General features: G+C 60.3%; 23 protein-coding genes and 1 tRNA gene. 18 read left to right on the top strand and 6 right to left on the bottom strand.

Translation table 11 applies throughout. The features are described 5' to 3' along the window. Nucleotides 1–62: 62 nt before the first annotated feature. From ACVWXW_RS01350 to gatB, 7 genes are all read left to right on the top strand, one after another. Nucleotides 63–1505 carry a gamma-aminobutyraldehyde dehydrogenase gene (locus tag ACVWXW_RS01350; protein ID WP_414412980.1) on the top strand — a complete coding sequence of 481 codons (1443 nt, stop codon included), beginning with the start codon at nucleotides 63–65 and terminating at the stop codon, nucleotides 1503–1505. Between the two features lie 279 nt (nucleotides 1506–1784). Beyond that, the gene (bchD, locus tag ACVWXW_RS01345) at nucleotides 1785–3803 is read left to right on the top strand and encodes a magnesium chelatase ATPase subunit D (RefSeq protein WP_414342612.1); all 2019 of its coding nucleotides are present in this window, start codon (nucleotides 1785–1787) and stop codon (nucleotides 3801–3803) included. 125 nt (nucleotides 3804–3928) lie between these two features. After that, a complete protein-coding gene (locus ACVWXW_RS01340; protein ID WP_011432355.1) occupies nucleotides 3929–4657 on the top strand; it encodes an LmeA family phospholipid-binding protein in 729 nt (242 codons plus the stop codon). A gap of 581 nt (nucleotides 4658–5238) precedes the next feature. Next, a complete protein-coding gene (locus ACVWXW_RS01335) occupies nucleotides 5239–6300 on the top strand; it encodes a sensor histidine kinase (protein ID WP_457402341.1) in 1062 nt (353 codons plus the stop codon). A 1179-nt stretch (nucleotides 6301–7479) separates the two neighbouring features. Beyond that, nucleotides 7480–7662 carry a hypothetical protein gene (locus ACVWXW_RS01330; protein ID WP_041436250.1) on the top strand — a complete coding sequence of 61 codons (183 nt, stop codon included), beginning with the start codon at nucleotides 7480–7482 and terminating at the stop codon, nucleotides 7660–7662. Continuing rightward, nucleotides 7659–7943, top strand: a complete 285-nt coding sequence (locus ACVWXW_RS01325) for an acylphosphatase (protein WP_414351467.1) — start codon at nucleotides 7659–7661, stop codon at nucleotides 7941–7943. The genes ACVWXW_RS01330 and ACVWXW_RS01325 overlap by 4 nt, the downstream gene beginning before the upstream one ends. A 147-nt stretch (nucleotides 7944–8090) precedes the next feature. Continuing rightward, nucleotides 8091–9563, top strand: coding sequence for an Asp-tRNA(Asn)/Glu-tRNA(Gln) amidotransferase subunit GatB (gatB, locus tag ACVWXW_RS01320; protein ID WP_011432351.1), 1473 nt, complete (start codon nucleotides 8091–8093; stop codon nucleotides 9561–9563). Here gatB and ACVWXW_RS01315 read toward each other — a convergent pair. Further along, a complete protein-coding gene (locus tag ACVWXW_RS01315; protein ID WP_457402339.1) occupies nucleotides 9560–10153 on the bottom strand; it encodes a Maf family protein in 594 nt (197 codons plus the stop codon). The two genes, gatB and ACVWXW_RS01315, sit on opposite strands and share 4 nt — an antisense overlap. Before the next feature lie 148 nt (nucleotides 10154–10301). On the opposite strand from ACVWXW_RS01315, the gene ACVWXW_RS01310 reads away from it, so the two are divergent. The 4 genes from ACVWXW_RS01310 (at nucleotide 10302) to ACVWXW_RS01295 (ending at nucleotide 13412) form a co-directional block, all read left to right on the top strand. Then, a complete protein-coding gene (locus ACVWXW_RS01310) occupies nucleotides 10302–11117 on the top strand; it encodes an ion transporter (protein ID WP_457402337.1) in 816 nt (271 codons plus the stop codon). Nucleotides 11118–11179: 62 nt separating this feature from the next. After that, a complete protein-coding gene (locus ACVWXW_RS01305; protein WP_011432348.1) occupies nucleotides 11180–11686 on the top strand; it encodes a hypothetical protein in 507 nt (168 codons plus the stop codon). 75 nt (nucleotides 11687–11761) lie between these two features. Further along, nucleotides 11762–12175, top strand: a complete 414-nt coding sequence (locus ACVWXW_RS01300) for a PH domain-containing protein (protein ID WP_011432347.1) — start codon at nucleotides 11762–11764, stop codon at nucleotides 12173–12175. 85 nt (nucleotides 12176–12260) lie between these two features. Beyond that, nucleotides 12261–13412, top strand: coding sequence for a glycosyltransferase (locus ACVWXW_RS01295; RefSeq protein ID WP_457402461.1), 1152 nt, complete (start codon nucleotides 12261–12263; stop codon nucleotides 13410–13412). Here the strand turns inward: ACVWXW_RS01295 and ACVWXW_RS01290 are convergent. Next, nucleotides 13406–15013 (bottom strand): hypothetical protein, encoded by a 1608-nt coding sequence (locus ACVWXW_RS01290; RefSeq protein WP_457402335.1) that lies wholly within the window; start codon nucleotides 15011–15013, stop codon nucleotides 13406–13408. The two genes, ACVWXW_RS01295 and ACVWXW_RS01290, sit on opposite strands and share 7 nt — an antisense overlap. Before the next feature lie 169 nt (nucleotides 15014–15182). On the opposite strand from ACVWXW_RS01290, the gene ACVWXW_RS01285 reads away from it, so the two are divergent. Further along, on the top strand, nucleotides 15183–15599 hold the full coding sequence (locus ACVWXW_RS01285) for a hypothetical protein (RefSeq protein WP_457402333.1): 417 nt from the start codon (nucleotides 15183–15185) through the stop codon (nucleotides 15597–15599). 117 nt (nucleotides 15600–15716) lie between these two features. Here the strand turns inward: ACVWXW_RS01285 and panB are convergent, their stop codons facing one another. Continuing rightward, nucleotides 15717–16502 (bottom strand): 3-methyl-2-oxobutanoate hydroxymethyltransferase, encoded by a 786-nt coding sequence (gene panB, locus ACVWXW_RS01280; RefSeq protein WP_414332197.1) that lies wholly within the window; start codon nucleotides 16500–16502, stop codon nucleotides 15717–15719. Nucleotides 16503–16653: 151 nt separating this feature from the next. Between panB and ACVWXW_RS01275 the strand changes: the two genes are divergently transcribed. After that, nucleotides 16654–16740: transfer RNA gene (locus tag ACVWXW_RS01275), tRNA-Ser, on the top strand. A gap of 166 nt (nucleotides 16741–16906) precedes the next feature. Further along, nucleotides 16907–17656, top strand: coding sequence for a phycocyanobilin:ferredoxin oxidoreductase (locus tag ACVWXW_RS01270; protein ID WP_457402331.1), 750 nt, complete (start codon nucleotides 16907–16909; stop codon nucleotides 17654–17656). On the opposite strand, the gene ACVWXW_RS01265 is transcribed toward ACVWXW_RS01270, so the two are convergent. Beyond that, nucleotides 17653–18513: a hypothetical protein gene (locus ACVWXW_RS01265; RefSeq protein ID WP_457402330.1), complete on the bottom strand. Its 861-nt coding sequence runs from the start codon at nucleotides 18511–18513 to the stop codon at nucleotides 17653–17655. The two genes, ACVWXW_RS01270 and ACVWXW_RS01265, sit on opposite strands and share 4 nt — an antisense overlap. Nucleotides 18514–18918: 405 nt before the next feature. Here ACVWXW_RS01265 and prmA point away from each other — a divergent pair, with 405 nt between their 5' ends. The 4 genes from prmA (at nucleotide 18919) to ACVWXW_RS01245 (ending at nucleotide 23575) form a co-directional block, all read left to right on the top strand. Further along, nucleotides 18919–19857: a 50S ribosomal protein L11 methyltransferase gene (gene prmA / locus ACVWXW_RS01260; protein ID WP_457402328.1), complete on the top strand. Its 939-nt coding sequence runs from the start codon at nucleotides 18919–18921 to the stop codon at nucleotides 19855–19857. Further along, nucleotides 19830–20663 carry a 16S rRNA (uracil(1498)-N(3))-methyltransferase gene (locus ACVWXW_RS01255; RefSeq protein WP_414418843.1) on the top strand — a complete coding sequence of 278 codons (834 nt, stop codon included), beginning with the start codon at nucleotides 19830–19832 and terminating at the stop codon, nucleotides 20661–20663. The genes prmA and ACVWXW_RS01255 overlap by 28 nt, the downstream gene beginning before the upstream one ends. Nucleotides 20664–20757: 94 nt before the next feature. Continuing rightward, entirely contained in the window at nucleotides 20758–22041 is a 1284-nt protein-coding gene (hisS, locus tag ACVWXW_RS01250; RefSeq protein ID WP_414332193.1) for a histidine--tRNA ligase, read from the top strand. A 7-nt stretch (nucleotides 22042–22048) separates the two neighbouring features. After that, the gene (locus ACVWXW_RS01245; RefSeq protein WP_457402326.1) at nucleotides 22049–23575 is read left to right on the top strand and encodes a hypothetical protein; all 1527 of its coding nucleotides are present in this window, start codon (nucleotides 22049–22051) and stop codon (nucleotides 23573–23575) included. 24 nt (nucleotides 23576–23599) lie between these two features. On the opposite strand, the gene ACVWXW_RS01240 is transcribed toward ACVWXW_RS01245, so the two are convergent. After that, nucleotides 23600–24436: a universal stress protein gene (locus ACVWXW_RS01240; protein WP_457402324.1), complete on the bottom strand. Its 837-nt coding sequence runs from the start codon at nucleotides 24434–24436 to the stop codon at nucleotides 23600–23602. Between the two features lie 101 nt (nucleotides 24437–24537). After that, on the bottom strand, nucleotides 24538–25350 hold the full coding sequence (locus ACVWXW_RS01235; protein ID WP_457402323.1) for a hypothetical protein: 813 nt from the start codon (nucleotides 25348–25350) through the stop codon (nucleotides 24538–24540). Nucleotides 25351–25402 lie beyond the last annotated feature (52 nt).

Raw genomic sequence — 25402 nt, 5'->3', positions numbered from 1 at the left:
CGAGCCAAAAAGATTCGGCACAATGGGGAGAGCCATTTCACCAAGCTGTTGAGGACATCGCTATGGCCTACAAACTCTGGATCGACGGCCAATGGGTCGATAGCCAAGGGGGGGGGTTGATGACCATCGAGAACCCGGCCACCGGCGAGAAACTGGCAGAGGTGGTGGATGCTAGCCCTGCCGATGTGGATCGGGCGGTGCAAGCTGCCCAAACAGCCTTCTACGATGGCCGTTGGTCGAAACTTACCCCCGGCGAGCGATCCCTGGCCCTCTGGAAATTGGCGGATCTAATCGAAGCTCGCGCCGCCGAATTGGCTCGCTTGGAATCGGAAAACACTGGCAAGCCCTACGAGTTCCTCAGCTTGGGGGGAGATCTGCCATTTGCGGTGGATAATCTGCGTTTCTTCGCCGCTGCCGCCCGCGACATCCATGGCTTTAGCGCCGGGGAATATGCCAAGGGCTACACCTCCCTCTTTCGCAAAGAGCCGGTGGGGGTGTGCGCTCAAATTACCCCCTGGAACTATCCGCTGATGATGGCCGTCTGGAAGATCGGCCCCGCCCTGGCCGCCGGCTGTACGGTGGTGCTCAAGCCCGCTCCTGCCACCCCCCTGACCACCCTGATGCTGGGAGAACTGATCGCCGAGGCTGGGATCCCGCCCGGGGTAGTCAATATCGTTACCGGAGGCAATGCCACCGGCCAAGCCCTGGTGGAGCACCCCCAGGTGCGCATGGTCAGCCTTACCGGCTCTACCGCCACCGGCAAGCAGGTGATGCGGACAGCGGCAGATACCCTGAAGCGGGTGCATTTGGAACTGGGGGGCAAAGCGCCGTTTATCGTCTTCGAGGATGCGGACGTAGAGACCGTTGCTGCCAAGGCCACATTTGCTGCCACCGTCAATACCGGCCAAGACTGTACGGCAGCCACCCGCGTCTATGTGCACGAGAGCAAGCTGGCGCAGGCGCAAGAGGCCATTGTAGAAGCCATGCGCAAAGTAACGGTGGGATCCCCTTTCGAGGCGGGAGTGGAGATGGGGCCTTTGGTCTCAGCAGCCCAGCGGGAGCGGGTGATGGGATTTGTGGAGCGGGCCAAAGCAGAGGGAGCCAAGGTGCTGACCGGCGGTCGGATCCCTTCCCAGCTTGCCCAGGGCTACTACTATGAACCCACGGTGATTGCCAATGTCGATCAAAAAGCGGAGATCGTACAGAGTGAGGTTTTTGGGCCGGTTCTCACGCTCGGCTCGTTTCGCGAAGAAGCGGAAGCGCTACGCTTGGGCAATGACGTCCTATACGGGCTGGCGGCTTCTGTGTGGACTCAAGACATCGGACGAGCGATGAGGTTGGCCGCCGATCTGGAGTTCGGCACCGTCTGGATCAACGACCATATTCCCATTGCCTCTGAGGCCCCCCATGGCGGCTTTAAGCAATCGGGATTTGGCAAAGATCTCTCGGCAGAAGCGGTGCGCGACTACCAAATCACCAAACACGTGATGATTGCAACCCGCTGAAGTGATGCCCATTTTGAACAGAAGATGACCACCAAACAGCGGCGGCTCACCAGGGGTATTCCCAGTCGCCGTAGGCCATTGGTGGCCTTGATTCCGACCTACCCCTTCCCCTTGGGAGAGGGCTTGGGGAACTGTCTGGAGCCGGTTTGGAACCTCCCCAGAAAATCTCAGTTGCAAAGGCGGTGCGGAGCACTCAAGCGATAGACTGGGGTGTACAGCTCCCGCTCCGCTGCGAATCTGCTCGATTGAACCGTTGCTCGCCAAGCCTACCCGCCAACCATGGGATCCGCAACTCTATCCGCTCCTTGTACCTTTCCCCTCACCGCTGTAGTGGGGCAACAGGCGGCCAAGCTGGCTCTGCTGCTGGCAGCAGTGGATCCCAGCCTAAGGGGTGTGGTGCTGGTGGGGCCTCGCGGCACCGCCAAGTCGGTTTTGGCCAGAGGGATCCACGCCTTGCTACCGCCCATCGAGGTGATTGCGGGATCCTATTGCAACGACGATCCAGCGCAGCCGGATACCTGGTCCGACTGGGCCAAGGCTCGCTACCCAGCCGGAGAGGTGCCGCCCACCCAAGTGATATCGCCCCCCTTTGTCCAGGTTCCCCTGGGCGTCACCGAAGATCGGCTGCTGGGATCCGTCGATGTGGAGGCCTCCATCAGGCAGGGGGAAACGGTCTTCCAGCCAGGGCTCTTGGCTGCCGCCCACCGGGGCGTGCTCTATGTGGATGACATCAACCTCTTGGACGACGCCATCGTCAACTTGTTGCTGACGGTGGTGGGGGATGGGGTCAACCGCCTGGAACGGGAGGGGCTGAGTCTGCAACACCCCTGCCGGCCTCTCTTGGTGGCCACCTACAACCCCGAAGAGGGATCCCTGCGCCCCCACCTGCTGGATCGCCTGGCACTGGTGGTGCCGGTGGGGCAGGAGCTGAGCCTAGAAGAGCGAGGGGAAATTGTCCAACGGGCAACGCAATTTGTCGATGCTCCCGAGCCCTTCCTGGCCGAGCACCAGGCGGAACTGGAGGAAATCCGCACCCGCATCCTCCTGGCGCGGGAGTGGCTGCCCCAGGTCAAGCCGCAGCGGGAACAGCTCCTCTACCTGGTGCAGGAGGCCATCCGCGGCAACGTCCAAGGGCACCGGGGAGAACAATTTGCCCTGCGAGCCGCCTGTGCCCTGGCGGCGCTGGAGGGGCGGGATCGCCTCCTGGCCGAGGATCTGCAGCAGGCCGTGCAGCTGGTGCTGCTGCCCCGCGCCCGTTACGACCCCGACCAGCCCCCGCCTCCCCCCCCACCCCAATCCCAACAGCCCGATCCTTCCCCAAGCAATTCCGACGACACCGGCGAGGACCAGGAGGAGACGGATCCCCAGCCGGAAAGCCTCAGCCTGCCGCAGGAGTTTTTTTTCGATCCTGAGCAGGTGGCCCTCGACCCGCGCCTGCTGGCCTTTGCCCAGTCCCTCAACCAACAGGGGAAAACGGGATCCCGCAGCCTGGTGTTCAGCGCCGACCGAGGCCGCTACGTCAAGCCCATCCTGCCCCAGGGATCCAACCCCCGCGTTGCCGTCGATGCCACCTTGCGAGCTGCTGCCCCCTATCAGAAAAGCCGCCGCCAGCGGCAACCGGGACGTAGCGTGATTGTGGAGCCGAGCGATATCCGCGCCAAAAAGCTGGTTCGCAAGGCCGGAGCCCTGGTGATCTTTGTGGTGGACGCCTCCGGCTCCATGGCCCTCAACCGCATGCAAGCGGCCAAAGGTGCCGCCCTGCGCCTGCTCACCGAGGCTTACCAAAACCGTGACAAGGTGGCCCTCATCGCCTTTCGTGGGGAAACTGCCGAAGTGTTGCTCCCCCCCACCCGCTCCATCGAGCTGGCCCGCCGCCGTCTGGAATCCCTGCCCTGTGGCGGGGGATCCCCTCTCGCCCATGCCCTCACCCAAGCCGTGCGCATGGGAGTCAATGCCCGCACCGCTGGCGATGTAGGTCAGGTGATGCTGGTGGCCCTCACCGATGGCCGGGCCAACATTCCCCTCAGCCGCTCCTTGGGACGGAGCGACAGCAAAAGCCAGTTGGGAGCGGATCCCATCGACCTCAAGCAAGAGCTGCGGGAGATCGCCCTGCGCATCCGCGCCCTGGGGTTGAAGCTGCTTTTGATCGATTCCCAAAGCCGCTTTGTAACCACCGGCTTCAGCGCCGAACTGGCGGAATTGGCGGGCGGACGGTACTTTCATCTGCCCCGTGCCACCGACCAGGGGATCGCAGCCGTGGCCCGCTCGGCTATGCAGGAGGGACGCACCTACCCCTGAGAGAACAGCCTCTCCGTTGGCAAAGGTTGTAACTTTTCTTAATGGTTGGTTATGATCCCTGTAGGCGAACTTCACCTTGTCCCATGGCTACAGGACTCCTGCCCCAACTTTCCCTCCAGAATCCCATGGCTGTCGATTGGGTTAGCCGAGGGGTAGGCGCAGCCATTCGTGCCCTCTTTAAGCATGCAGAGCGGCTGGAGGCGCGCGTGCGAGTGGAGCCTGTTGCCAAATTGTTGCAGGGTCGTATCGACAGCTTTGAACTGTTGGGCCAGCATCTGCAGATGTACAACGGCCTGAGGCTTTCGGCTCTGGAGCTATTCTGCAATGCGGTGGCCATCGATTTCAGCCAAATTTGGCAGGGGAAGATCAAGCTGCGCCAGCCAGTACAGGCCACAATGCGCGTGGTGCTGAGCGAAGACGATCTGGCGCAATCGTTTAACACACCTTTTGTGCTGAATAGGCTGGCCTTAGGAAAGCAGGATGATAGCCCCCTATCCTTCCATCACGTCCATATCAGCATCACCCCGGCGCGACGACTGCAATTCCAGGCAAATGTACAGCAGGGAGAAGCCAGGGCTTTCTGCGTCGGTTTTTCCGCCCAGGTTGAGGTGCTGGAGCGGCGTCGCATCCGCTTTACAGATCCAGTGTTTGAAAGCGGTACAGAAGAGGAGCTAGCCTTGAGCCAAGCTTTGGTACGCTGCCTGAATGAGCTTCTGGATTTGGATCGGCTCGCCTTGCGAGGCACTGAGCTGCGGGTAGACCGGGTGAACTTGCAGCCCCAGCAGATGATCCTGTACGGCAGTGCCACCCTAGCGCAATTTCCCACACGCCAACCCCAATGGGAAAGTGCTTGACAGCCTTTGGAAGGGCGGCTACGCTCAATAGTGGTGAGGAGTGAAGAGAAGAAGCCTCTGGGGTCGAAACACGGACAGACGCCCAGGGGTTTTTTCATGCCTCAGGAGCTTGAGAGCTCCGCTCTGCCCCTCGATCTTGATCTGTTGAACTTGTAGTCCTTTGACCCAAACTGGGACACTACACCCAAAACGTTGGTCGCGTCGTCGCGTCAGCGTTGCCGAGCAATAATGCATGCGGCCAAAGGCTTTTCTCAATGGCCCAGGCGCCTCACCCTAACCTGAAACGACTATGATTGCTCAACGTTGGTTACGCCCGGGGATCAAGCTGCCTTTGCCGTGATGTCCACAGCTTTGCCAACCGGAATACGGCGCGGCTTCTCTAAAGAATGGGGTAGCTGGGTATCCTAAAAGCTGGGGTTACGGCATCCTTCTTTATTCATGGGGATGAAGTGGCTCAAGACATAACGGTCATTCTAAGACCTAGGAAAGAACTCTTCAGCCTTGACCGTGAGGGGATGTTCATTCTTCCGTACCATTGATTCATTATTTAAGCAGGTCTTGTCAAAGCGAGCGCACCGAGTTTGAAACAGCAACCACTCCGCGTACTTGAGTTTTGGGGCCGCCGCTTTCCCCACAGCTTGCGCACCCAGGTGGCATTGGTCATTGCCAGCCTTTCGTTCGTCCCCAACTTGGTTTTCATCCTGTCGGTGCAGTGGATCTGGCCCGACACGCAGTTCAGCACTGAAGGGATCCTCCTGCTGCTGCTGTGGATCCCGTTGCTGGCGGTGCTGTCGGCGGTGGTGGGCTATGCTCTGTCCTCCATGATTTTGCGCCCCCTCACCCTGCTGGCCCGCGAGTTGGCTCATTTGGAAACCTTGATTAACCAGCCCGCCCGTTGGAATCTGCTGCTCCGCCCCGGGGATCCCCAGGAAGCCCTGATCTTGCGGCAGGCCTTTGCCCAGTTGCTGCGCCAGATCCAGATCGATCAAATGCGGCGAGAAGCCTTTACCGCTACCCTCGTTCACGACCTCAAAACCCCCCTCATCGCCTTTGGGCACCTGCTGAGCGCCTTTAAACAGGATCAACAGCTCGAGCCGGAGCAACGTCGCGCTCTGCTGGATCGCATCCTGCAGGAAAATCAACACAATCTCTCTCTGGTGCAAAAAATGGTGGAGGCTCACCGCCTGGAGCGGGGAGAGATCGAGCTGCATCCTCGGCCTTGTGATCTGGGATCCCTGGCCAGAAAGGTGGCCGAGCGCATGGGATCCCTGGCCCAGGAGCGGGGGATCGATCTGCGAGTCGAAGGAGAAGGGTGGGGCAACGCCGATGAGGCAGAGCTGGAGCGGGCGCTGGTGAATCTGGTGGACAACGCCTTGCGCTACGCACGCCATGCGGTGGTGTTAATCGTCAGCCCCCACCAGATCCAGGTGCAGGATGATGGCCCCGGCTTGCCGGCTCCCCTAGAAGAGTTGGCCCAACCCTACGTGACCCAGCCCATTCACATTGCCGGCCACCACTACCCAACCGGCTCAGGAGGTCTGGGGCTATATATCGCCAGGCGCATCCTGCAGGCCCACGGGGGGGACTTGCGGTTGGTCGAGACGGGATCCCAAGGGACTGCTCTAGCCCTGGTGTTGCGGTGACATACTCCCGACCCCGACTGCTGGCAGTACGGAGCGGGCTTCTCGCTTCATCGGGGAGCCTACGCAAGAACCCTCCACGAGCAGACACGGAATGCCCTACCGCGTAGTTGCACCAGATTCCGGCAAAAGCCGTTTTGTGCAACTACTCCTATCATACACCATGTGGGGGTATCTGTATCCCGGCACTGACCCTACGGGTACAGTGCGGGGCTTAGCTACCCCCACACCCCCATAAGCTAACCCAATAGATTGGTGCTGAACAAGACTGGTGTAGTCATTTTAAGTGACATACTCCCGCACTCATGTTGATGCAAAGCGCTCCGCGCCGCTAAAGCGAGAGAGTGCGGGCTTCAAGGACTCCGTCCCGCTGACGCGAACAGTGACTCCGGTTAGCGCTCCGCGCCGCTAGCGCGAAAAGGACATTTCCTGGGCTTAAGGACTACGTCCCGCTAACGCGAAAAGGACGAGATGCCCCGCCCCTGTACTTGATGTCTATAGCGGCAGTGTATAAAACCCCGCTACTTTTTATGGCACCAGTAAGGACAAAACATCATGTCCCCGCCTTTCATCCCGACCCTCACCCTGGATAGTGAATAGTGGATAGTGGTTAGTGGATAGTGACTATTCACTATTCACTAGCCACTAACTAATAGAGGGCGGGGCTTCCCGGCGGTGTAGCTAGCGGTAACTAACGGGGGTGCAGGGGCAATCAGTCCTGCACTCTACCCGCAGGGTAAGCACCGGGATACAGGGATCCCCGCCATACCTCTGAGCGAAATCTGTTGAGCGAAATCTGTAGTAAAACCTACTTATGCTGGCGGTAACCTACAAGTACCGGATTGATCCAGATGCCTCTTGCTCTTGTCCGGTGGACAGGGGTTCCTGGGTGCAGGAGTCCATCCTGCCTGCCGATGCACCGTTCCCTGTGGATTAGACTTGTTTTGCAAGCTGGCAGTAGCCAGGGAGGCTGGGGAAGGGGAACCACCTGTCCAGTCGTTTTGTCGGGGGTTGTAGACCCAGACAAGTGGCGTGGGGCAGGAATGCCCAGCCGCGAGGTAAGGACTCCGTCCTGCTGACGGGAAGGGTGGCCCGCGCTTTGTCCGTAGGACGAGCGCCGGGAGGATGTCACGGTGCATGAAGGGTGGGATCCTCTGCACAAGCGTTCGTGAGGTTGGGTTCATGTCTTCCGTGCTGTGGCAAGCGATTGGGTATGCCTGTGGGATCTCGCTGGGGCTCCTAGGCTTGGTTGCCCTGGTCAACGTTCTTGTGGGGTGGCTGGATCGGCAGACCTCAGAGACTCCGGAGGAGCCGACCGAGTCGCCAGAACCCTGCAGCACAACGGAGGGATCCCCGTCGGCATGAGTGACAGGGTTCGCGTTCACGTCTGGGTACGGGGGCGGGTTCAGGGGGTGGGGTTTCGCGCCCACACCGAAGCCATGGCCCGCAATGCCGGTGTTGGCGGCTGGGTGCGCAACTTGCGGGATGGTCGCGTCGAGGCCGTTTTTGAAGGATCCCCTGCTGCGGTGGAGGCGATGCTGCGCTGGTGCCAACAGGGCAGCCCCGGTTCGGTTGTGGAGGCCATTGAGCAACGTTCCGAGCCGCCGGAAGGTCTACCCACTTTTGAGATTCGCCCTACCGTTTGAGGAAGTTTCGCTGTTCTGAGGATCTGCTTCAAGCTGGGCTGCTCCGGCCTCGTCCTGGGTTCTGGGCTGCCGTCCCCAGAAACTGTCTGTGAGCTGGGATCCCCAAGGTCGCACTAGAATGGTTACACCGCCAGTTTTTCCTATCCCATGACTGTTGCTGCCCCCGCCAAAGTGCAATACGAAGCTGTGATTGGGCTGGAAGTTCACTGCCAGCTCAGCACTCGCTCCAAGATCTTCTCCAGCAGCGCGACAGCCTTTGGCGCTCCCCCCAACACCCAGATTGACCCCATCTGCATGGGCCTGCCCGGCACCCTGCCGGTGCTCAACGAAAAGGTGCTGGAGTACGCGGTCAAAGCGGGTTTGGCCTTGAATTGCACCATTGCCCCCTACAGCAAGTTCGACCGCAAGCAGTACTTTTACCCCGACTTGCCCAAAAACTACCAAATCTCCCAATACGACCTGCCGATTGCTACCCACGGCTGGATTGAGATCCAGCTCAGCGACGGTCGTACCAAGCGCATCGGCATCACCCGTCTGCACATGGAAGAAGATGCGGGCAAGCTGGTCCACGCTGGCAGCGACCGCCTATCGGGATCCAGCTACTCTTTGGTGGATTTCAACCGGGCGGGGGTTCCCCTCATCGAGATCGTCAGCGAGCCGGACATCCGCAGCGGGGAAGAGGCAGCCGAGTATGTGCAAGAGCTGCGCCGCATCCTGCGCTATGCCGGGCTGTGCGATGGCAACCTGCAGGAGGGATCCCTGCGCTGTGATGTGAACATCTCGGTGCGTCCGCTGGGATCCCAGACCTTTGGCACGAAGGTGGAAATTAAAAACATGAACTCCTTCAACGCCATCCAACGGGCCATCGAGTACGAGTTCAACCGCCAAGTCAAGGCTGTGGAGGCAGGCGAGCGGATCGTGCAAGAGACCCGCCTCTGGGAAGAAAACAGCCAGCGCACCATCAGCATGCGCAAGAAAGAGGGATCCAGCGACTATCGCTATTTCCCCGAGCCCGATCTGCCGCCCATTCGCGTTACCGAAGCGCAGAAAACCCGCTGGCAGGCAGAGCTGCCGGAATTGCCCGGTGTGAAGCGGCGACGTTATCAGGAGGTGTACGGCCTCTCGGTGTACGATGCCCGCTACCTCAGCGATGAACGCAACACCGCCGAATACTTTGAAGCCGTGATCGCCGCCGGTGCCGACCCGAAAGCAGCCGCCAACTGGATGATGAGCGACATCGCCAGCTACCTCAACACCCACAAGCTGGACTATCCCGACATTGCCCTGAAGCCGGAAACCCTGGCCGAGCTGATTGGCCTCATCGAGCAGGGCACCATCTCCAGCAAAATCGCCAAGGAGATCCTGCCGGAACTGCTGGAAAAAGGGGGATCGGCCCGCGCCCTGGTGGAAGCTAAGGGCATGACCCAAATCTCGGATAGCGCTCTGCTGGGGCAGATGATCGCCGAGGTGCTGGCAGAAAACCCCGAGCAACTGCAGCAGTATCGGGGGGGCAAAACCAAGCTCTTCGGCTACTTTGTCGGGCAATTGATGAAAAAAACTCAGGGACGGGCAGATCCAAAGCTGGCCAACGACCTGCTCAAGCAACACCTCGACGGCTAGCTCCAAGCATCGGTGAGGGAATAGCCCAACTCCTGCATCATGCGCCGCAGCAGGGGCAAGCTCAGCCCGATAACATTGCCGGGGCACCCCTCGATCCGCTCCACAAACAGGCTGCCGCGGCCATCGATGGCAAAACAGCCAGCACAATTGAGCGGCTCACCGGTGGCCACATAGGCGCGGATTTCCTCGTCGCTGGGCTTGGCAAAAAACACCCGCGTCACCGCATAGTGGGTGAGGCGGCGGTTCTGCTTCGTGTCAATCAAGGCATGGCCTGTGTAGAGCTCTCCCACTTCGCCCCGCATTTGCCGCAGGCGCCGTTCCGCCTCCAGAGCATTGGCCGGCTTGCCCAGGATCTCGCCATCTAGGTAGAGCACGGAGTCGGCCCCCACGACCAAGACGGGCTCCCGTTGCTGGGCCGCCACCACTTCTGCTTTTGCCGAGGCCAGCTTCTGGACCAGCTCCACGGGATCTGAGCTTTTGATTTGGCTTTCGTCAAAATAGCTGGGCTGAACGCGAAAAGGGATCCCGGCAGCCTTTAACAATTGGCGGCGGGCAGGGGATTGCGAGGCCAGTACGATAGGAGGCAACATCGACTCAACACCTAATTAACACCCAAAGCCTGGACGTTTGCTTAGGGGAAGTTCGCTCTGTGAGCTAGTTTCCATTAGCTTAGTTAGTATGCGCCTGATGGGCGTTGAAAGGAAACTCTCTCGATATCTTCCCAGCTGGATCCCGTTTGTGACCACTCTCCCCACCCAAGCTGATCTCGATCTTGCCCGTTCCGGGATCCTCCAGCGCTATTGGGGGGATCAAGACACTCCGGAAAGCCGCTGGGTGAACTTGCTGGTGGCGGCGCTGGTTTTCTGTTCGTCCACCTTCTTTGTGGTGGAAACCTATCCCATTCCCCCTGAGGTGCGTCTTGGGCTGGAGCGGGTGGATCGCCTCATTCTCGGCTTGTTTGTGGTGGAATATCTGCTCCGCCTGGCGGCGGCCCCGCAAAAGCTGCGCTACGTCTTCAGCCTCTATTCACTCATCGATTTGCTGGCCATTTTGCCCTTTTTTGCCGGGCTAACCGATATTCGCTTCATCCGCCTCTTGCGCTGGTTTCGCATCCTGCGGCTGCTGCGCTTGGTGGAGGGCAAAACCCTGTTTGGGCAAGTGATCTCCGCCGATAGCCGCATTTTGCTGCGCATTTTCTTCACCCTCTTTGCCATTGTTTTCGTCTACTCTGGGCTGATCTACCAGGTAGAACATCCAGTGAATCCTGGCGCTTTTGCCACCTTTTTGGATGCTTTCTACTTTTCCGTCGTTACCATGACCACGGTGGGGTTTGGGGATCTCACCCCCACTTCTGAGCTGGGCCGGCTGCTGACAGTGTTGATGATCTTGACGGGCATAGCCCTGATCCCTTGGCAAGTGGGGGAGTTGATCAAGCAACTGGTAAAAAGCGGCAACTCGGTACAGTGGGCCTGCCCAGGCTGTGGCCTCTCCCAGCACGATGGGGATGCCCAATTCTGCAAGCGCTGCGGCACACTGCTCTATCCAAGGGATTGAGGCTGTTGGCCAATTTGGGGCAAAGACAGGATAGGCTAGGACGGGTTGCAGGAGGATCTGCGATGTTGGCCCACCCCGAGCTAACCATCCCCGGCAAGCTGAACGTGAAGGCGGGCGTGGCGATGCTGGTTGCCGCCATTGTCCTCGGCTGGATCCTCAGCCAAGTTCAGCCGTTGCCGCTCGCCCCCCAGGAGGCTTCGGGGATCCCTGCCGAGCCCCTCCTCTGGCAGGAGGTGCCCAAACAAAAGTACGCCTGGCACATTTGCTACGCCTTTTTGGGCAACATGGGGTTGATCAACATCGGCGGCGGACTGGCCCTGGTGGTGCTGGGATCCCGCTTTACGGCTGGGCAAATGCTCTCGCAAATTCTCCTGTTGGGGGGAATGCTGCACCCGGCTTCTTGGGCTTTGGTGGCCCTGACGGGGCTGGAAGGGTGGGGCTGGCTGGGTAATGCCGGAGCCGCAGCGGTGGCGGTGGTGGTGATGGTGTTGTTTGTTTACCTGGTCTTGGCCACCTGCCGTTCCCTACAAGCCGTCCGAAGGCTGACCCAATCCCGAACCTGCCGTTAGCCCCAGTTGGGGAAAGCTGAGAAATCGTTTAAGATCGTTAACGGCAACACTCTAAACAACCGGACGGTGCTCTGCATGGCGGTGCAAGAGGAGGTTTTTTTTGAGGGCGGCCCCCACAGTGGCGATTTGGTGTTGAACTCCTTCATTGGGGCTACACTTGTCGGCTTGCCTCTGTTTGTGGGGGCACTGGTGCGTAAGCTGTGGGTACACTATCGGATTACCAATCGTCGCATCACCGTGATTGGGGGATGGGGCGGCAAGGAGCGCTCAGATGTAATCTACGGCGAGATTGCCAAGGTGGTTATGGTGCCCCGTGGCTTGGGCGTGTGGGGAGACATGGTGCTCACCCTCAAGGACGGCAGTCGCCTGGAGATGCGGGCCCTGCCTCGCTTCCGCGAGATCTACAACTACATCAATGAGCGGATCGACGAGAAAGCCAAGCAGGTGAGCGGCCCAATTGGCAAAAAGCGCCGCTCTGCCAAGTCCTGACAGTGCCTGAGCCTTGGGGATCCCTTCCTGTGGCCTTTCCCCCTCTCCCGGGCCAGCATTCGCTTGGCCTGGGTGCCTGGCGTTGGTGCATGAGTACCTGATCTGGCCGGGGGGATCGGAAAAGGTTCTGCAGGAGCTGGTGGCTTTTGCCCCCCAGGCCCCCCTTTACGTCAGTCTCTTCTCCGCTCACACCCTGCCGCCGAGCTGGCAGGAGCTGACAATTCACACCTCCTTTTTGCAAGGCTGGGCCAAGTGGCTGGGGGTGTTGCGCCCTGACTACCACGCCCGCCTCAAGTATCTGCTGCCCTGGATGCCGTTGGCCTATGAGAGCTTCGACCTCTCCGGCTATGACTGTGTGATCTCCAGCAGCCACGCCTTTGCCAAAGGGATCCTGACGGGAGCCTCTACCCTACACCTGAGCTACATCCACAGCCCCACCCGTTACCTCTGGGAGAACCGGGAGCTGTATCTGCAGCGAGAAGGGCTGGGGAGAAGCGGGCCTGTTGGCACAATTAGCCAATGGCTGCTGCACCGCCTGCGCCAATGGGATTTTCTGGCAGCTCAACGTCCAGATCTGTTGATCGCCAACTCCCAGCACATTCGCCGCCGCATTGCCAAGCTCTATCGCCGCGAGGCTGTGGTCATTTATCCGCCCGTTCCGCTGCAGGGGTTGGAGCCGGTGGCGGATCCCAGCGCCGATTATGACCTGGTGGCAGGCCGACTGGTGCCCTACAAACGGGTGGATCTGGCGATTGCCGCCTGTGAACGGCTGGGTCGTCGGCTGCTGGTTGTGGGCGAAGGGCCGGAGCTGGCTCGGCTCAAGCGACTGGCGGGGCCGCAGGTGGAGTTTTTGCCCCATCAGCCCCCCGATCGTTTCCGGGAACTGCTAGCCAATTGCCGGCTGCTGCTGTTCCCCTGGGAGGAGGATTTTGGCCTAGTGGCAGTGGAGGCCCAGGCCTGCGGCCGCCCCGTGGTTGCCCTCAACCGGGGAGGTGCCCAAGAGACGGTCATCCACGGCCAAACCGGCATCCTCATTCCCGAGGCCAGTGTGGAAGCGCTGGTGGAAGGGCTGCGGCAGGCGGATCGACAGGAATGGGATCCGCAGCGGATTCGGGCCCATGCTCTGCAATTTGCCCCAGAGCGGTTTCATGCCCAGCTGGGAGCCCTGTTGCGCTGGGCTTGGCCTCGTTTTCAAGCTGGAGAACGGTTGGATCCCCGAGAATGGAGCGCTCAGTAGGGCCGCCGCTGCACAAAAGTCGGCAACTCAATCCGGTTGCGACTGCCCGTTTCCCCTCCTGCCCGTGAAGCGGCCAAAGCGGAGCGTTTCAGGAGCCTTTCTGTCCGTTGGCGCCAGCCGAGCGGGGCACTTTCTTCCCGCTCGTCCAGGGTGAGCGGCGGGATCCCTGGGGTGGGTGTTCTCCAGGTGGTGGCCGGGGAAGGAGCAGACTCGTCAGCCGCGGCAGGAATCCGTTCCTGGGCCCGATGATTCGACCTGGGCTCGACAACCGCTGGCTGAGGGGAAGCGGAGGCCGACTGACGCAGTGTGGCCAGTTGCTCTTCCAGTTCTTGATTGCGCTGCTGCAGCAGGGCCACTTCCTTTTCTTGGGTTTGCGCGTAGGCGTGGGCCTGCACACACTCGGTTTTCAAAGCCATCACCTGCTGCTGCAACTTCTCGATTTGCTTTTGGCTGACCAGATGATGGGCCTCGGCCAGTTCTCGCCCCCGCCGGGCTGCTTCCAGGCTTTCTCGGGTGCCCTGTACCTGCTGCTGAACTTCCTGCCACTGGGCAAGGGTGGGACGCTGGGCCAACTCTTGCATGAGCTGATCCCGCTCGGCTCGCAAAGCACCAAGCTCGCGGGTCAAAGCCTGCACCTGCTCCTCCAGGGCAAGGATTCGCTGCGCCTGTGAGGACTCTGTTTCCCTGAGGTGGGCGGCCTGGGCTGCTTCCGCTTCCAGCTTGGCAATCTGTTGGGCTTGCTCGGCCTGCTGCCGCTGACTCTGCTGCAGCTCTTCCAGCAAGGTGGCCCGCTCGGCCTTGGCAAAAGAGGCCTGTTGGCGCAGATGATCCAGCTCCGCCTGCAAGCGTGCCCATTGCTCTGGGGTAGGACGCTCTTCCAGTTCGCGAATACGCTGCCGGGCGGTGTTCAGGTCAGCTTCCATGTGCGCCTTTTCGGTTTCCAGATGGGTCTTCAAACGCTGCCATTCGGCTTCCGCTTGGCGGTGGGCAGCCTCTAGCTCCGCCCGTAGGGTTTCCAGTTCTTGTGCAGAAGGTCGAGCAGCCAACTCTTGGATTTGCGCTTGCAATTGTGCTTTTTCCTCCTCTAGCTGCTGTACACGGAGCTGCAGTTGGGCTTGCAAAAGCTGCACCTGCGGCAACTTGACGGCGTATTCTCCCAATTGGTTGGCCTGCTGTTTCAGCTCCAGGAGCTCCTGCTGCAGTTGGTAAAATCGGGCCGGATCGACGCGCCGCTGCAATTCCGCCTTGAGGGTTTCAATTTCCGTCTGACTGGTTTGCAACTGCTGCTGCAGAATGTGGTAGTGCTCCAGCGTTGGACGGCGCTCCATTTCCCACAGGAGATTCTGCAGCTCTTCGATGTGCTGTTGCTGAAGCTGAAAAGCCTCTGGGGTAGGGCGCTGGGCCAGCCGCGCTTTCTCCTCTTGACACGCTTGCAAAGCTTGATCCCGCTCTTGAATCTGGGCCTGTGCTTCCAGCAGTTGATGTTCCAGGCGATGGATGCACTCAATCTGCTGCAATGACAGCGCTTCCGATTCGGCGAGGGATCGCTCTAGGTTGCGCACCCGCGCCCGCAAGGCTTTTAGCTCCTCTTCCCCTTCCATATCCAGGCTGCTCGACAGGTTATGGGCCTTACTGTAGCAGATGTTTTGGGCAAAAATCCAGCTTGCCACTATATGTGGCGTGAATTTTTAGTTTTTCTCGAAAAGGACGCTAAGCCTGTTATCCCCACCCTCTATACTGAGAAGGTGAGTTTTCAGATTGAACCCTGTGATGAAGCTGGGATCCAAATCCTGGGGATGGGCGCTGGGCCTGCTGGGCGTGGCCTTGGTCGGTTGTGGTGCCGATGCGCTGACGGCCAGTACTCCGCCGCCGCCTTTGATCACCAGCAGCGATATCCCTTCTGTGGTACATCGGAACGGCTTTTTGGAGCTGGGGGTTTCGGTATCGGTGCCGGGCCGGATCCCGGCGGAGCTGGCGTTTCAGGTGTCGTGGTCGGGGATCGAGGTGCAGACGCTATCGGCAGCCCAGGTGAATTGTGTGTCGGGAGAGGTGTTCTGTACAACCCGCTTCCGCATTCGCCCTCCCCTAAGCTTGGTGCCCGGCTCCTACCTGCTCAGCTTGCGGGTCTTCGACCGGTTGGGTCAAAGTGCTGCGGTGACCGGGATGGTGCTGGTGAGGGATCCCTGAGGTCGCCCTATCCTTGCCCAGCCTTGACGGAAGCGGTGCGGTTCCGGCTCGCATAAGCGTTGCGTAGCAACATAGGGTGTCGTAGGCGTAGCACTTTTGCCCGGATTTTGAAAGGGATCAGCGGGGGGGAAATACTTTTTGGCGAACATCGTCGGCGAAAGCTTCCACCGCTTCTCGGATTGCCTGCCTCAAGTTGGTATAGGCCTTGGCAAAAGGGGGAATCCGCTCGCTCAGCCCCAGCAGATCGTGGGTGACCAAAATCTGACCATCGCAAGCCGGCCCGGCCCCAATGCCCAAGGTTGGGATCCCCACTTGGGCCGAGATTTGGGCAGCCAATTCCGCCGGCATGTGCTCCAGAACCAGGGCAAATGCTCCTGCTTGCTCCAGGCTGAGGGCCTCTTGTCGCAGACGCTCCGCCTCCGGAGTGGTTTTTCCCTGCTGGCGATAGCCTCCCAGTTGATGTTTGGCCTGCGGAGTGAGGCCGATATGACCCAAAACCGGGATCCCTCGCTGCACCAGAAAGGCCACCGTTTCCACCATGTCGGGGTAGCCCCCCTCCAGCTTGACCCCGTTGACTCCTGCCTCCTTCATCAACCGCCCTGCTGAGAGGAGAGCTTGTTCTTTGTGGACTTGATAAGTCAAGAAGGGCAAGTCGGCCACCAAAAAGGCCCGTTCTACCCCGCGGCGCACCGCCTGGGCGTGATGGAGCATCTGTTCCAGCGTCAGGGGCAGGGTGCTGGTATACCCCAAGTGGGTCATGGCCAAGCTGTCGCCCACCAGGATCAAGTCGATCCCAGCCTGATCCAAAATCTGAGCGGTGGCGTAGTCGGCAGCCGTGAGGGCCACCAAAGGTTGACCCGCCTGTTTGGCCTGGCGAAAGTGGTGAATGGATAGAGCAGCCATATCCCTATGATCTCATCTGGGCGTTCCCGCCAGCGGTGCGGAGCACTTTCCCATCAACCGCATCCCGTGGGGGAAGCAAGCTTGGCTTTGAGGCTGGGAAGAAGCAGGAGACTCGGTTTGCCGTTAAGATGGTAAAGCCCCACAGCTGACTGGAAGGGTGACAGAGTGGTTGATTGTGACGCTCTCGAAAAGCGTTGTGACTGCAAGGTCACCGTGGGTTCGAATCCCACCCCTTCCGTCTTCAGGCATACAGTTTTAGAACGCCTTGCCCAGCTAGGGCCTCTGGGATTTTTGGGGATCCCACCCAAGCCCTTCGCATCAGCGGTGCGGTTCCCCCATAACACTTTTGGCATGGAGCCAAGGTCAAGGTTGGATGGGGTTCTTGGCCTTTCTTCTAGAGTCTTATGTTCACCGCTCCTGCTCTCTCTGCCCAACTGCATCCGCTCATTCAGGGCTTATCCGAGGCAGTCCTGAACGTTTGGGGATCTACCCTCACCCTAGCCCCCTATCCTCTGCCTGAAGATCTGGGCTACGTGGAAGGCCGCCTAGAGGGTGAGAAATTGCAAATTGAAAACCGCTGCTACCAAGGGGATCCCTTTCGCAAACTGCACCTGGAGCTGGCCCAGGCCGGGCAGAGCCTGGATATTCTCCATTGCGTTATGTTTCCGCAGCCGCAGTACCCGCTGCCGCTGTTCGGTTGCGACATTGTGGTCGGTCGCGGACAGGTGAGCGCCGCCATTGTCGATCTCTCGCCGGTGACCCCCAGCTTGCCCGATCTCTATATCCAGGAGCTGGAAGCGTTGGGATCCCATCTCGTCCCTTTCCAACACCGGCGCCGGTTGCCGGAGTGGGGCACGATTTTTTCTCCCTACTGCCTGTTCGTGCGTCCTGCCGACGAAGCAGAGGCCGAGCGCTTTTTACACTTTGCCTGCCGTTTCCTGGAAATTCACTGCCGGCTGGCGCAGCAGATTCCCCCGCAGACGGATCCCGGCCAGATTTTGGCCCACTACCAGGGGCAGCAGCGCTATTGCAGCCAGCAACAGCAGAACGACCGCACCCGCCGCGTTTTAGAAAAAGCCTTCGGTCCCGCCTGGGCAGAGCGCTACATGAACACCGTCCTTTTTGACTTGCCTCCCAGTCCCGTGCAGATCTAGGCGGGATCCCCTTGCAGCCGCTGCTGGATGCTCAACGCCAATTTTTGCCCTAAGAACTCCGGCATGGTTGGAGTTGAATCCGGCCCTAGCAAGTAAAAAATGAAGCGCGTTTGCTTGCGGCGGAGCATCAAATTGAGGTTAACAACGGTCAAATCCTCCTGCGCGAGGGCCGTCATCACCCGGTAGAACACGCCCGGCTGGTTGTCCACATCCACCAAAAGTGTGGGCAAATGAAACACTGGGTCAAAGTAAAAAGAAACCTGCGCCTCTTTCAGGCCGGCCTTGAGATCAAACTCCAGTGCCAAGGTTTCGTGAACGCGAAACACACCCGCCAGGCATTCGTGAATGGCCCGTTCTAGGCTGAGCTTGGTTTGGGAAGAAAGGCTGTGGCCATCGCGGGAGACGATGGTGCGGATAAACACCAGGTGCGGTGAGTAGATCTGCCCATAGAGATGGATGCCGTGCACCGAGAGATTAAAAGCGGTGAACACCCCAAACAGATCGCTGAGCAGAGAAGGTCGGTTGCGGTAGGCCAGACAGACCACCGTCTTGCGACCTTCGTCCTGCATCTGTACCACCGCCTTGCGGGTTTGGTAGAGGGCGTAGGCCAAGCGCAGATTTTGGGCCTGCACCTCGCTGCTGACAAACTGGCTGTAAAAAGGCGGAAAGCTCTGGTTAAAACGCCGCATCAGAGCGGATCGCGTCAGCGGGACGGAGTCCTTGCGGGTGCTGACTTTGAGCGGCTGAAGATCTTCATGGGCAGCCCTCTTCCGCGCTTCCCGATCCCCGGCAACTCCTAGAGAAGCCACCTTGGGCTGGGGAGTGCCCTGCTGTGCTGATTGCTCATCAGTTGACATCGACCTCGCCACCTGCGTTGCTCCTTCTCCATCGTTGCTCAGTACGCCCCAGCCAAACCTCATTTATCCGCAAAATCACTGAGGCTCGAAACGAATGTTGACGCTGTATCCAATTCTTGTCCAATGCTTTTCAGTTCAATTTATCTCATAGGGCTAAGCTGGGCATCTGAGGAGCCAGTGGGGGCATCCCCCAATTGGGGGGATCCTTCCCTTCTTCGCTGCTGAACCGACGCTGTGAGCCTTTCAATCCCAGAATAGCCAGAATAAGCCTAAACTATGAATTGAGCAGAGCGCTGCAATTTTTGATATAAAGTGCCGCATTGAGTGCTGGCCGGCTGGGTGACATGAAGCGCTATCTTGTTGGCCATCACTTTGGTTTTTCCCTAGGTTTGTGAAGAGATCCCTGTGAGCAGGACTGTTGCCGATCCCACCCCATTTTCGCCCGCACAAGCGCCGGATCCCGGTGGAGCCTGGTGGGATCTCAGTCTCATCACTTCCCCTGCCCAAGAAGACCTGATCTTTTGGCGGCTGGAGAGTTTTGGCTGTCGGGGCATGACCAGCCAAGCCTATGGCGAAGATCAGATTTGCATTCACGCCTATTTGCCTTGGCCTCACGTCAGCCTCCTGGATTTGGCAGCCCTCTCCCTGCGCCTGCAGCAAGATGCCCTCATTGCCGGTCAGCGGGTTCCGAAGCTGCGCTGGGAACGCATAGAGGCGGAAGATTGGAGCAGCAGTTGGAAGCAGCACTGGCAGCCCCAATGGGTCGGGGATAAGTTGCTCATTTGTCCGGCCTGGCTGGATCCGCCCCCTCACCCCGGTCGGCACCTGTTGCGGCTGGATCCCGGTATGGCCTTCGGCACGGGCACTCACCCCACCACGCAGCTCTGTCTGGAGTCGCTGGAGATGCGCCTGGAGGGCGGCGGGGGTGCCGAGGGAGTGACTGTGGCCGATGTGGGCTGTGGATCCGGGATTCTGTCGTTGGCGGCGGCCCTGTTGGGGGTGAAGCGGGTGTTTGCGGTGGACATCGACCCCCTGGCGGTGCAAGCCACGATGCACAACCGCGATCTCAACGGCCTGACGGATCGCATTGTGGTCGCTCAGGGCAGCCTGGAGCAGATTCCCGAAATGGTGGATGGGTTGGTGTGCAACATCCTGGCAGATGTGATCCTGGATATGATCCCGGAGTTTCGGCTGGTGGTAAAGGAGGGGGGATGGCTGATCCTCAGCGGCATCCTCATCGAGCAGGCCAAGTTGGTGGCGGAGATGCTGGAGGCCAACGAATGGGTGGTGGCAGCCCTCTGGCGACGGGGGGAGTGGTGTTGTCTGAACGCACGCATGACCTGAGCGCTTTGCCCCGATTGGCGATTGACCCAGCGCAGCGGGATCCCAGCGGTGTTCTCCATTTAACTGGTCTGCAACAGCACTACTTGCAGCGGGTGCGCCGCCTCAGGCCAGGGGATCTCTTTTTGGTTTTGGACGGCTCAGGCAAGCTGTGGGCGGCCCGTTGGCAAGCCCAGGGATCCCAAATTGTGGGCGAGGTGGAGACGCTGCCGCGGGAATTGCCTGTTTTTTTGCATCTGGGCTTGGCGGTGGTCAAAGGGCAGGGGTTTGACGAGGTGCTCCGCCAGGTTACCGAGCTGGGGGCGGCGCGCATTACTCCCCTGCTGACGGAGCGCACCGTGTTGGAACCGGGATCTGGGCGGCAGGAACGCTGGCAAAAAATTGTGCGGGAGGCCGCAGAACAATGTGAGCGGTTGCGCTGGCCTCAGGTCGATCCCCCCACCCCTTGGACAAGTTGGCTGGCGGAGCTGCAAGCCGTTCGCGCTACTCGGACGGAGTCCTTCTGGTGGGGTATAGCCGTGGCGCGCGAGAACGCCCCCCTGCTGGTGCAGGCCCTGCCAAAGCTGCAGATCCCGGCCTTGGCCATAGCCATTGGCCCAGAAGGGGGCTGGACGGTTGCCGAACGTCGGCAGGCTGAGGAATATGGGGGAGTGTCCGTCTCCCTTGGCCCTACCATCTTGCGAGCCACCACCGCCGCTGTTGTTGCCACCAGCCAAATTGCCGCCACCTACTCCTGGTTGGACTCGAGCTTGGATCGGGGTCATTTGGCTCCGCTAGCGACGGGGAGTGTTGTCGCCGATAATCAATAACTAGGCCGTTTGCGTCAGCGGGACGGAGTCCTTTGACGAGAACAGCCATTGGCATAGCAGGCGGCCAGGCCCACCCCAGGGAGGGAGAACGAGAATGGAGATGATCCAGGCGGTGCGGGGCACCCGAGATATTCTGCCGCAGGAGGTGCGGCTCTGGCAGCAGGTGGAAGCCAGCGCCCGAGAGATCCTGGGACGGGCCAACTACCAAGAAATTCGCACCCCCATCCTGGAGTTGACGGAGCTCTTTGCCCGCAGCATTGGCAGTGCCACTGACGTGGTGGGCAAGGAGATGTACTCCTTCAGCACCCGTGGCGAGCAAGAGGTGAGCCTGCGCCCAGAGAACACAGCAGGTGTGGTGCGGGCCTACATCCAGCACGGGCTGCAAACGGCTGGAGATGTGCAACGCCTCTGGTATTGTGGGCCGATGTTTCGCTATGAGCGTCCCCAGGCGGGGCGGCAACGCCAGTTCCACCAGTTGGGGGTAGAGCTGCTGGGCAGCCGGGATCCCCGCGCCGATGCGGAAGTCATCGCCTTGGCCTGGGAGCTGTTGCAAGCGGTGGGGGCGGAGAACCTGAGCTTGCGGCTCAATTCCCTGGGGGATCTGCAGGATCGGCGGGCCTATCGCCAGGCCCTGGTGGACTACCTCACTCCCTTGCGGGAGAAGCTGGATCCTGACTCCCAAGAGCGTCTCACCCGCAACCCGCTGCGCATTCTGGATAGCAAGGATCCCCGCACCCGCGAGATTGCCGAGGGGGCCCCCAAGCTGCCGGATTACCTCGGCCCAGAATCGCGGGCTTTCTTCGAGCAGGTGCAAGCTCACCTGCAGATGTTGGATATTCCCTACCAGTTGGATCCCTACTTGGTGCGGGGCCTGGACTACTACACCGACACCGCCTTTGAGATCGTCTCACCTGACTTGGGATCCCAGAGTACCGTCTGTGGGGGTGGTCGCTACGACGGCTTGGTGGAAGAGCTGGGCGGACCTTCTACCCCAGCGGTGGGCTGGGCCGTCGGCATGGAGCGGCTGGTGCTGCTGTTGCAAAAGAAACAAGGGGAGGCTCCGCCAGCACCGGTCGAGGTTTACGTGATCTCCCGTGGGGCGAAGGCTGAGGCCCAATCCCTCCGGATCGCTCAAGCGCTGCGCCAAGCTGGTTTCTGCACCGAGCTGGATCTGAGCGGCAGCGCCTTTGGCAAGCAGTTCAAACGGGCCAGCCGCAGCGGCGCAACTTGGGCTGTTGTGCTAGGGGATGCGGAAGCTGCAGCCGGAGAGGTACAGCTTAAGCACCTGCCTACAGGGCAACAGCAAACCCTTTTGCAAGCCGATCTGATTCAGTATCTGGCATGCCATTCGCGTCAGCAGTGCGGAGCACCAAGGTGATGGAGCTATGTTAAATTTCTGGGTTCGGCGGGACGGCCAGGAAGACTGGCAGCCAGTACCAGCCGAGGGAGCAGTTCTGGAAGAAGATACCTACACCATTGTTGCCCGTTCGCCCCAGCCCCACTTCACCATCACGGTGGAAGTCCGGCAGCGTCCTCTAGGGCCACAGAATCAGGGCCCCAACACCGGCACGACTCCTCCACAGGTCCAAACCCGTTCTGTGCGCACCAACGATGAAGGGATCGGCATTATTTTGCCTGCCAGCCGCCTCACCCCTGGGTTTTGGGAATTGCACTGCCGAGATGCCGACTTGATCGCAGAACTGTTCGGTGAAACCGAGTTGGACAATTGTCTCCGTTTTCAGGTTGTGCCTGCCCCCGCGCCTCTGGAGCCGGAACGAGGGATCCCTGCCCCGGTGGCTGAAGAGGCCGGGTTTGAGCCCCCCCAGAAAAAAGAGGTCGCCATCCCGCCAGAGCTGTTTTCCCTAATGCACAGTGAATTGGAGGGATCCCCGGAGGAGGTGCTGGTGTTGACGGGGCGGATCGGCTGCAGCGGCGAGCTGCGGGTACAGGTTTGGCCAGAAGGGGAGGAGAGGCCGCTTTTCCAGGGACAACGGCAAATTCAACTCCCGGCGGGGGCGCGGACGGCGGTGTTCAGCATCCCCATCACCCTGCCCAGCCAAGTGTGGGCCCGTCCTTTACGGGGAGAACTGGCCCTTACTCCCTCCTCCTGGTGGGATCCAGAGCCGTCGCCTCAGACCCTGACCATCCCCTTTTCCATTCGCTGTCGCAGCCAAGAGGCAGGACTTCTTGGCGCAGGGATCCCCCTCCCGCAGCAGCAAGAGGAAGAGAGGCTGGCCGATGCTGCCAGTCCTGCCTCGACCGCAACCCTGCTCTCTCCCGAACGAACCTTGCAAAAGCTGCTGCGCATCTGGCAGCACAGTGCTCCTGCTGGAGGGGATCCCGGCTCGACTCAGCCGGCAGAGCCCTCTGCTAAGGCCGCACCCGAACCTAACCCCCAGCCTGCGGCGCCGATTTCCCCTCTTCCCTCACCCCCCCAAGCTGAGCCAATGGGCGAGGATGCCGCCCTGCCAGCCCCAGCAGGGAGCCCGGCCACCCCACCTCCGCCTGCATTCGCCCTGCCTGCCACCAGCAAGGACACCAAAAACTCGCCCCCGCCGCCAGAAGTGTGCCCGGCGCCACAACTGCTGGTGCCTGAGCAATTGCGAGCGGGCGACAATTTCGATGTGGTGCTGCGTTTGCCGGCCTTGGCCCCTGCCTCCGCCGCCGGCGCCGCCTCCCAGCCACCTTATTGGATCAAGTTTTGGGTCAAGCATGGCCGCACCCGCTCGTTGGTGGATGGCCCCCGCTGGTTGCTGGACTTCTCCCGCGACGATCAGGGGCAGTGGCAAGCTTTAACCCGCATGACCATTCCCCCAGGCGTCCCCGAGCTGATCTTTGAAGCTTGGGCCGTCAGCCCGGATCGCCAGCAGCAGAGCGACCGAGTTACAGAGCACCGCTCTATCTTGCCTTAGGGATCCCTCGCTCTTGAGTCCTGTTTAGTCTTGGACGGAGCGCACCATCAGCACTGGGCAGCCGATGTGCACCCGCACATAGTCGGAGATGGAACGCCCCAGCAGCCGATCCAGGTCGGGGATGCTGCGGGCAATGCTGGGCCGGCGATCCGGGGATCCCATCACCAGCAGATCGGCCTTGCTTTCTTCAGCCAGGCGGACAATCTCCGTAGCCGGATCCCCGACAGCCGTCAACACCTGGTGGCCGATTTGCCGGTTTTTGAGGATGTCGATTGCCCGATCTAGGGCCTCATCTCTACCTGGGTTGTCGGCATCCAACTGCACAGAGGCCAGGAAGATCTGGGCCCCTTGAATGCCGGAGATCAAGTCAAGGGCTGTGGCAAAGGCGGCCTGGGCAGCGGGGGAGTTGTTGAGGGCCACCATGACATGGCTGGGGTATTTGACGTAGGCGTCGTCTTTGACCAGCAGCATTGGGCAGGAGGCGAGCTGGAACACATATTGGCTCACCGAGTTCTGCAAAATGGCCATGATGCGGTTGCGCCCCCGGGATCCCATGACAATTAAGGGATTGGGCATAGACTCGGCCACCTGCAGCACCACCACCTTGGGATCCCCTTCCACCAGTTGGGTGCTGATCTTTAGCCCTGGGCGGGGGGGGAAAGTCTGCAGGGTTTGGGCCAGCAGTTCCTGCCCCTTTTGCCAGGCAGCCCGCATCTCCTCGGCAGAGGTCTGGGAAGGCACCGCATGCAGCAATGTCACGTGGCACTGGGCAAAGGCCGGCAGAGACAGAAGGGTATGCACCATTTGCTCAGTGGGGCCGCTGCCATCGATGGCGGCAATGAGGTTCTCAAATCGAGACATGGGATCCGTTCTCCGGGCCGTAGTTTGCCAAGACTCATCCTAGATCTGCCCCTGCGGATCCCTGTTACCGTAGGGGATATCCTGCAACATTTTGTTGGGTTTCAGTAACTTAGCCACACATAGCCGGTAAAGCCGCCGCCGGCATTGGTGTTGCGGCCGGTCAAGAATTGAAACCCTCCCAAGCCCAGCGTTAACCCTCCCTCCAGCCGCCAGTTGAGCTGGCCAGAAAGCTTGAGGTTGTCGTAGTCGGGATCCTGAACGGCCAAATCCCCGAACAACAAAGGCGCGCCGTTGCCCAACGTAAAATCCCCATCCAGGGCCAGGATGGCCTGCAGCTCAGGAGTCAGGTCTGCCCCGAAGGTCAGGTTGGCCTTGACCCGATCCCCGGGATAGCCCAAGTAATCTCGGAACGTGAGGCAGGAGTCGAAAAAGGCGGGCAGGGATCCCAACTGGGTATTGGCCGCCACCCCAACTTTGAGATCGTAGCCGAAAACACCGTACCCCAAGGGCAGGGGGATGTCTCGGGTGGCGTATCCCGGCGGGATCAAGGCCGTCAATTGGGCCGAAAGGAAGGGATCCCCGTTCCCCCAAGTATGGCGCAGGCCCAGTTCCAGATCCCGCAGGCCCTGGTTGCGCTGGGTAACGGTGTCAGCCCCGCTGGCAAAGCGATTTTCGATGAAAACGTAGCTGGTGTTGAGGTTGAGAGTGAGCTGATCGCTAAGGCCAGTCTCGGCGAAAAGGTTGAGGCGGGTTTCTCCGTACTCCGAAAGGGCCGGCTGCAGGCGTCCCCCCTGATCAAAGCGGGTGCGAGGCCGATAGACCTCCGGCTGCAGCGAAAAAAAAGTCTTGCCGGCACCGCGGGGAAAACCGCATCCTGCCCAGGCCGGCAGCTCCGGCGGCATTGCACTAACCACTAGACTCGCCAGCAGGCTTGCCCATGGAAATCTAGGCTTCTTCATGGCAGGG

It is taken from the genome of Thermostichus sp. MS-CIW-30 (genome assembly GCF_054058015.1).
Note: the sequence above shows the minus strand (reverse complement) of the source record. Positions and strands in the feature narration are given on the sequence as shown.

Excerpts from the sequence above, each read along its gene's own strand:
- gatB (WP_011432351.1), top strand. The coding sequence starts at position 8,091 with ATGACTGTTGCTGCCCCCGCCAAAGTGCAATACGAAGCTGTGATTGGG.
- ACVWXW_RS01305 (WP_011432348.1), top strand. The coding sequence starts at position 11,180 with ATGTTGGCCCACCCCGAGCTAACCATCCCCGGCAAGCTGAACGTGAAG.
- hisS (WP_414332193.1), top strand. The coding sequence starts at position 20,758 with ATGGAGATGATCCAGGCGGTGCGGGGCACCCGAGATATTCTGCCGCAG.
- ACVWXW_RS01270 (WP_457402331.1), top strand. The coding sequence starts at position 16,907 with ATGTTCACCGCTCCTGCTCTCTCTGCCCAACTGCATCCGCTCATTCAG.
- ACVWXW_RS01350 (WP_414412980.1), top strand. The coding sequence starts at position 63 with ATGGCCTACAAACTCTGGATCGACGGCCAATGGGTCGATAGCCAAGGG.
- ACVWXW_RS01340 (WP_011432355.1), top strand. The coding sequence starts at position 3,929 with ATGGCTGTCGATTGGGTTAGCCGAGGGGTAGGCGCAGCCATTCGTGCC.
- panB (WP_414332197.1), bottom strand. The coding sequence starts at position 16,502 with ATGGCTGCTCTATCCATTCACCACTTTCGCCAGGCCAAACAGGCGGGT.
- ACVWXW_RS01315 (WP_457402339.1), bottom strand. The coding sequence starts at position 10,153 with ATGTTGCCTCCTATCGTACTGGCCTCGCAATCCCCTGCCCGCCGCCAA.
- ACVWXW_RS01245 (WP_457402326.1), top strand. The coding sequence starts at position 22,049 with ATGTTAAATTTCTGGGTTCGGCGGGACGGCCAGGAAGACTGGCAGCCA.
- ACVWXW_RS01240 (WP_457402324.1), bottom strand. The coding sequence starts at position 24,436 with ATGTCTCGATTTGAGAACCTCATTGCCGCCATCGATGGCAGCGGCCCC.
- ACVWXW_RS01325 (WP_414351467.1), top strand. The coding sequence starts at position 7,659 with ATGAGTGACAGGGTTCGCGTTCACGTCTGGGTACGGGGGCGGGTTCAG.
- ACVWXW_RS01300 (WP_011432347.1), top strand. The coding sequence starts at position 11,762 with ATGGCGGTGCAAGAGGAGGTTTTTTTTGAGGGCGGCCCCCACAGTGGC.
- bchD (WP_414342612.1), top strand. The coding sequence starts at position 1,785 with ATGGGATCCGCAACTCTATCCGCTCCTTGTACCTTTCCCCTCACCGCT.
- ACVWXW_RS01290 (WP_457402335.1), bottom strand. The coding sequence starts at position 15,013 with ATGGAAGGGGAAGAGGAGCTAAAAGCCTTGCGGGCGCGGGTGCGCAAC.
- ACVWXW_RS01330 (WP_041436250.1), top strand. The coding sequence starts at position 7,480 with ATGTCTTCCGTGCTGTGGCAAGCGATTGGGTATGCCTGTGGGATCTCG.
- ACVWXW_RS01265 (WP_457402330.1), bottom strand. The coding sequence starts at position 18,513 with ATGTCAACTGATGAGCAATCAGCACAGCAGGGCACTCCCCAGCCCAAG.
- ACVWXW_RS01285 (WP_457402333.1), top strand. The coding sequence starts at position 15,183 with ATGAAGCTGGGATCCAAATCCTGGGGATGGGCGCTGGGCCTGCTGGGC.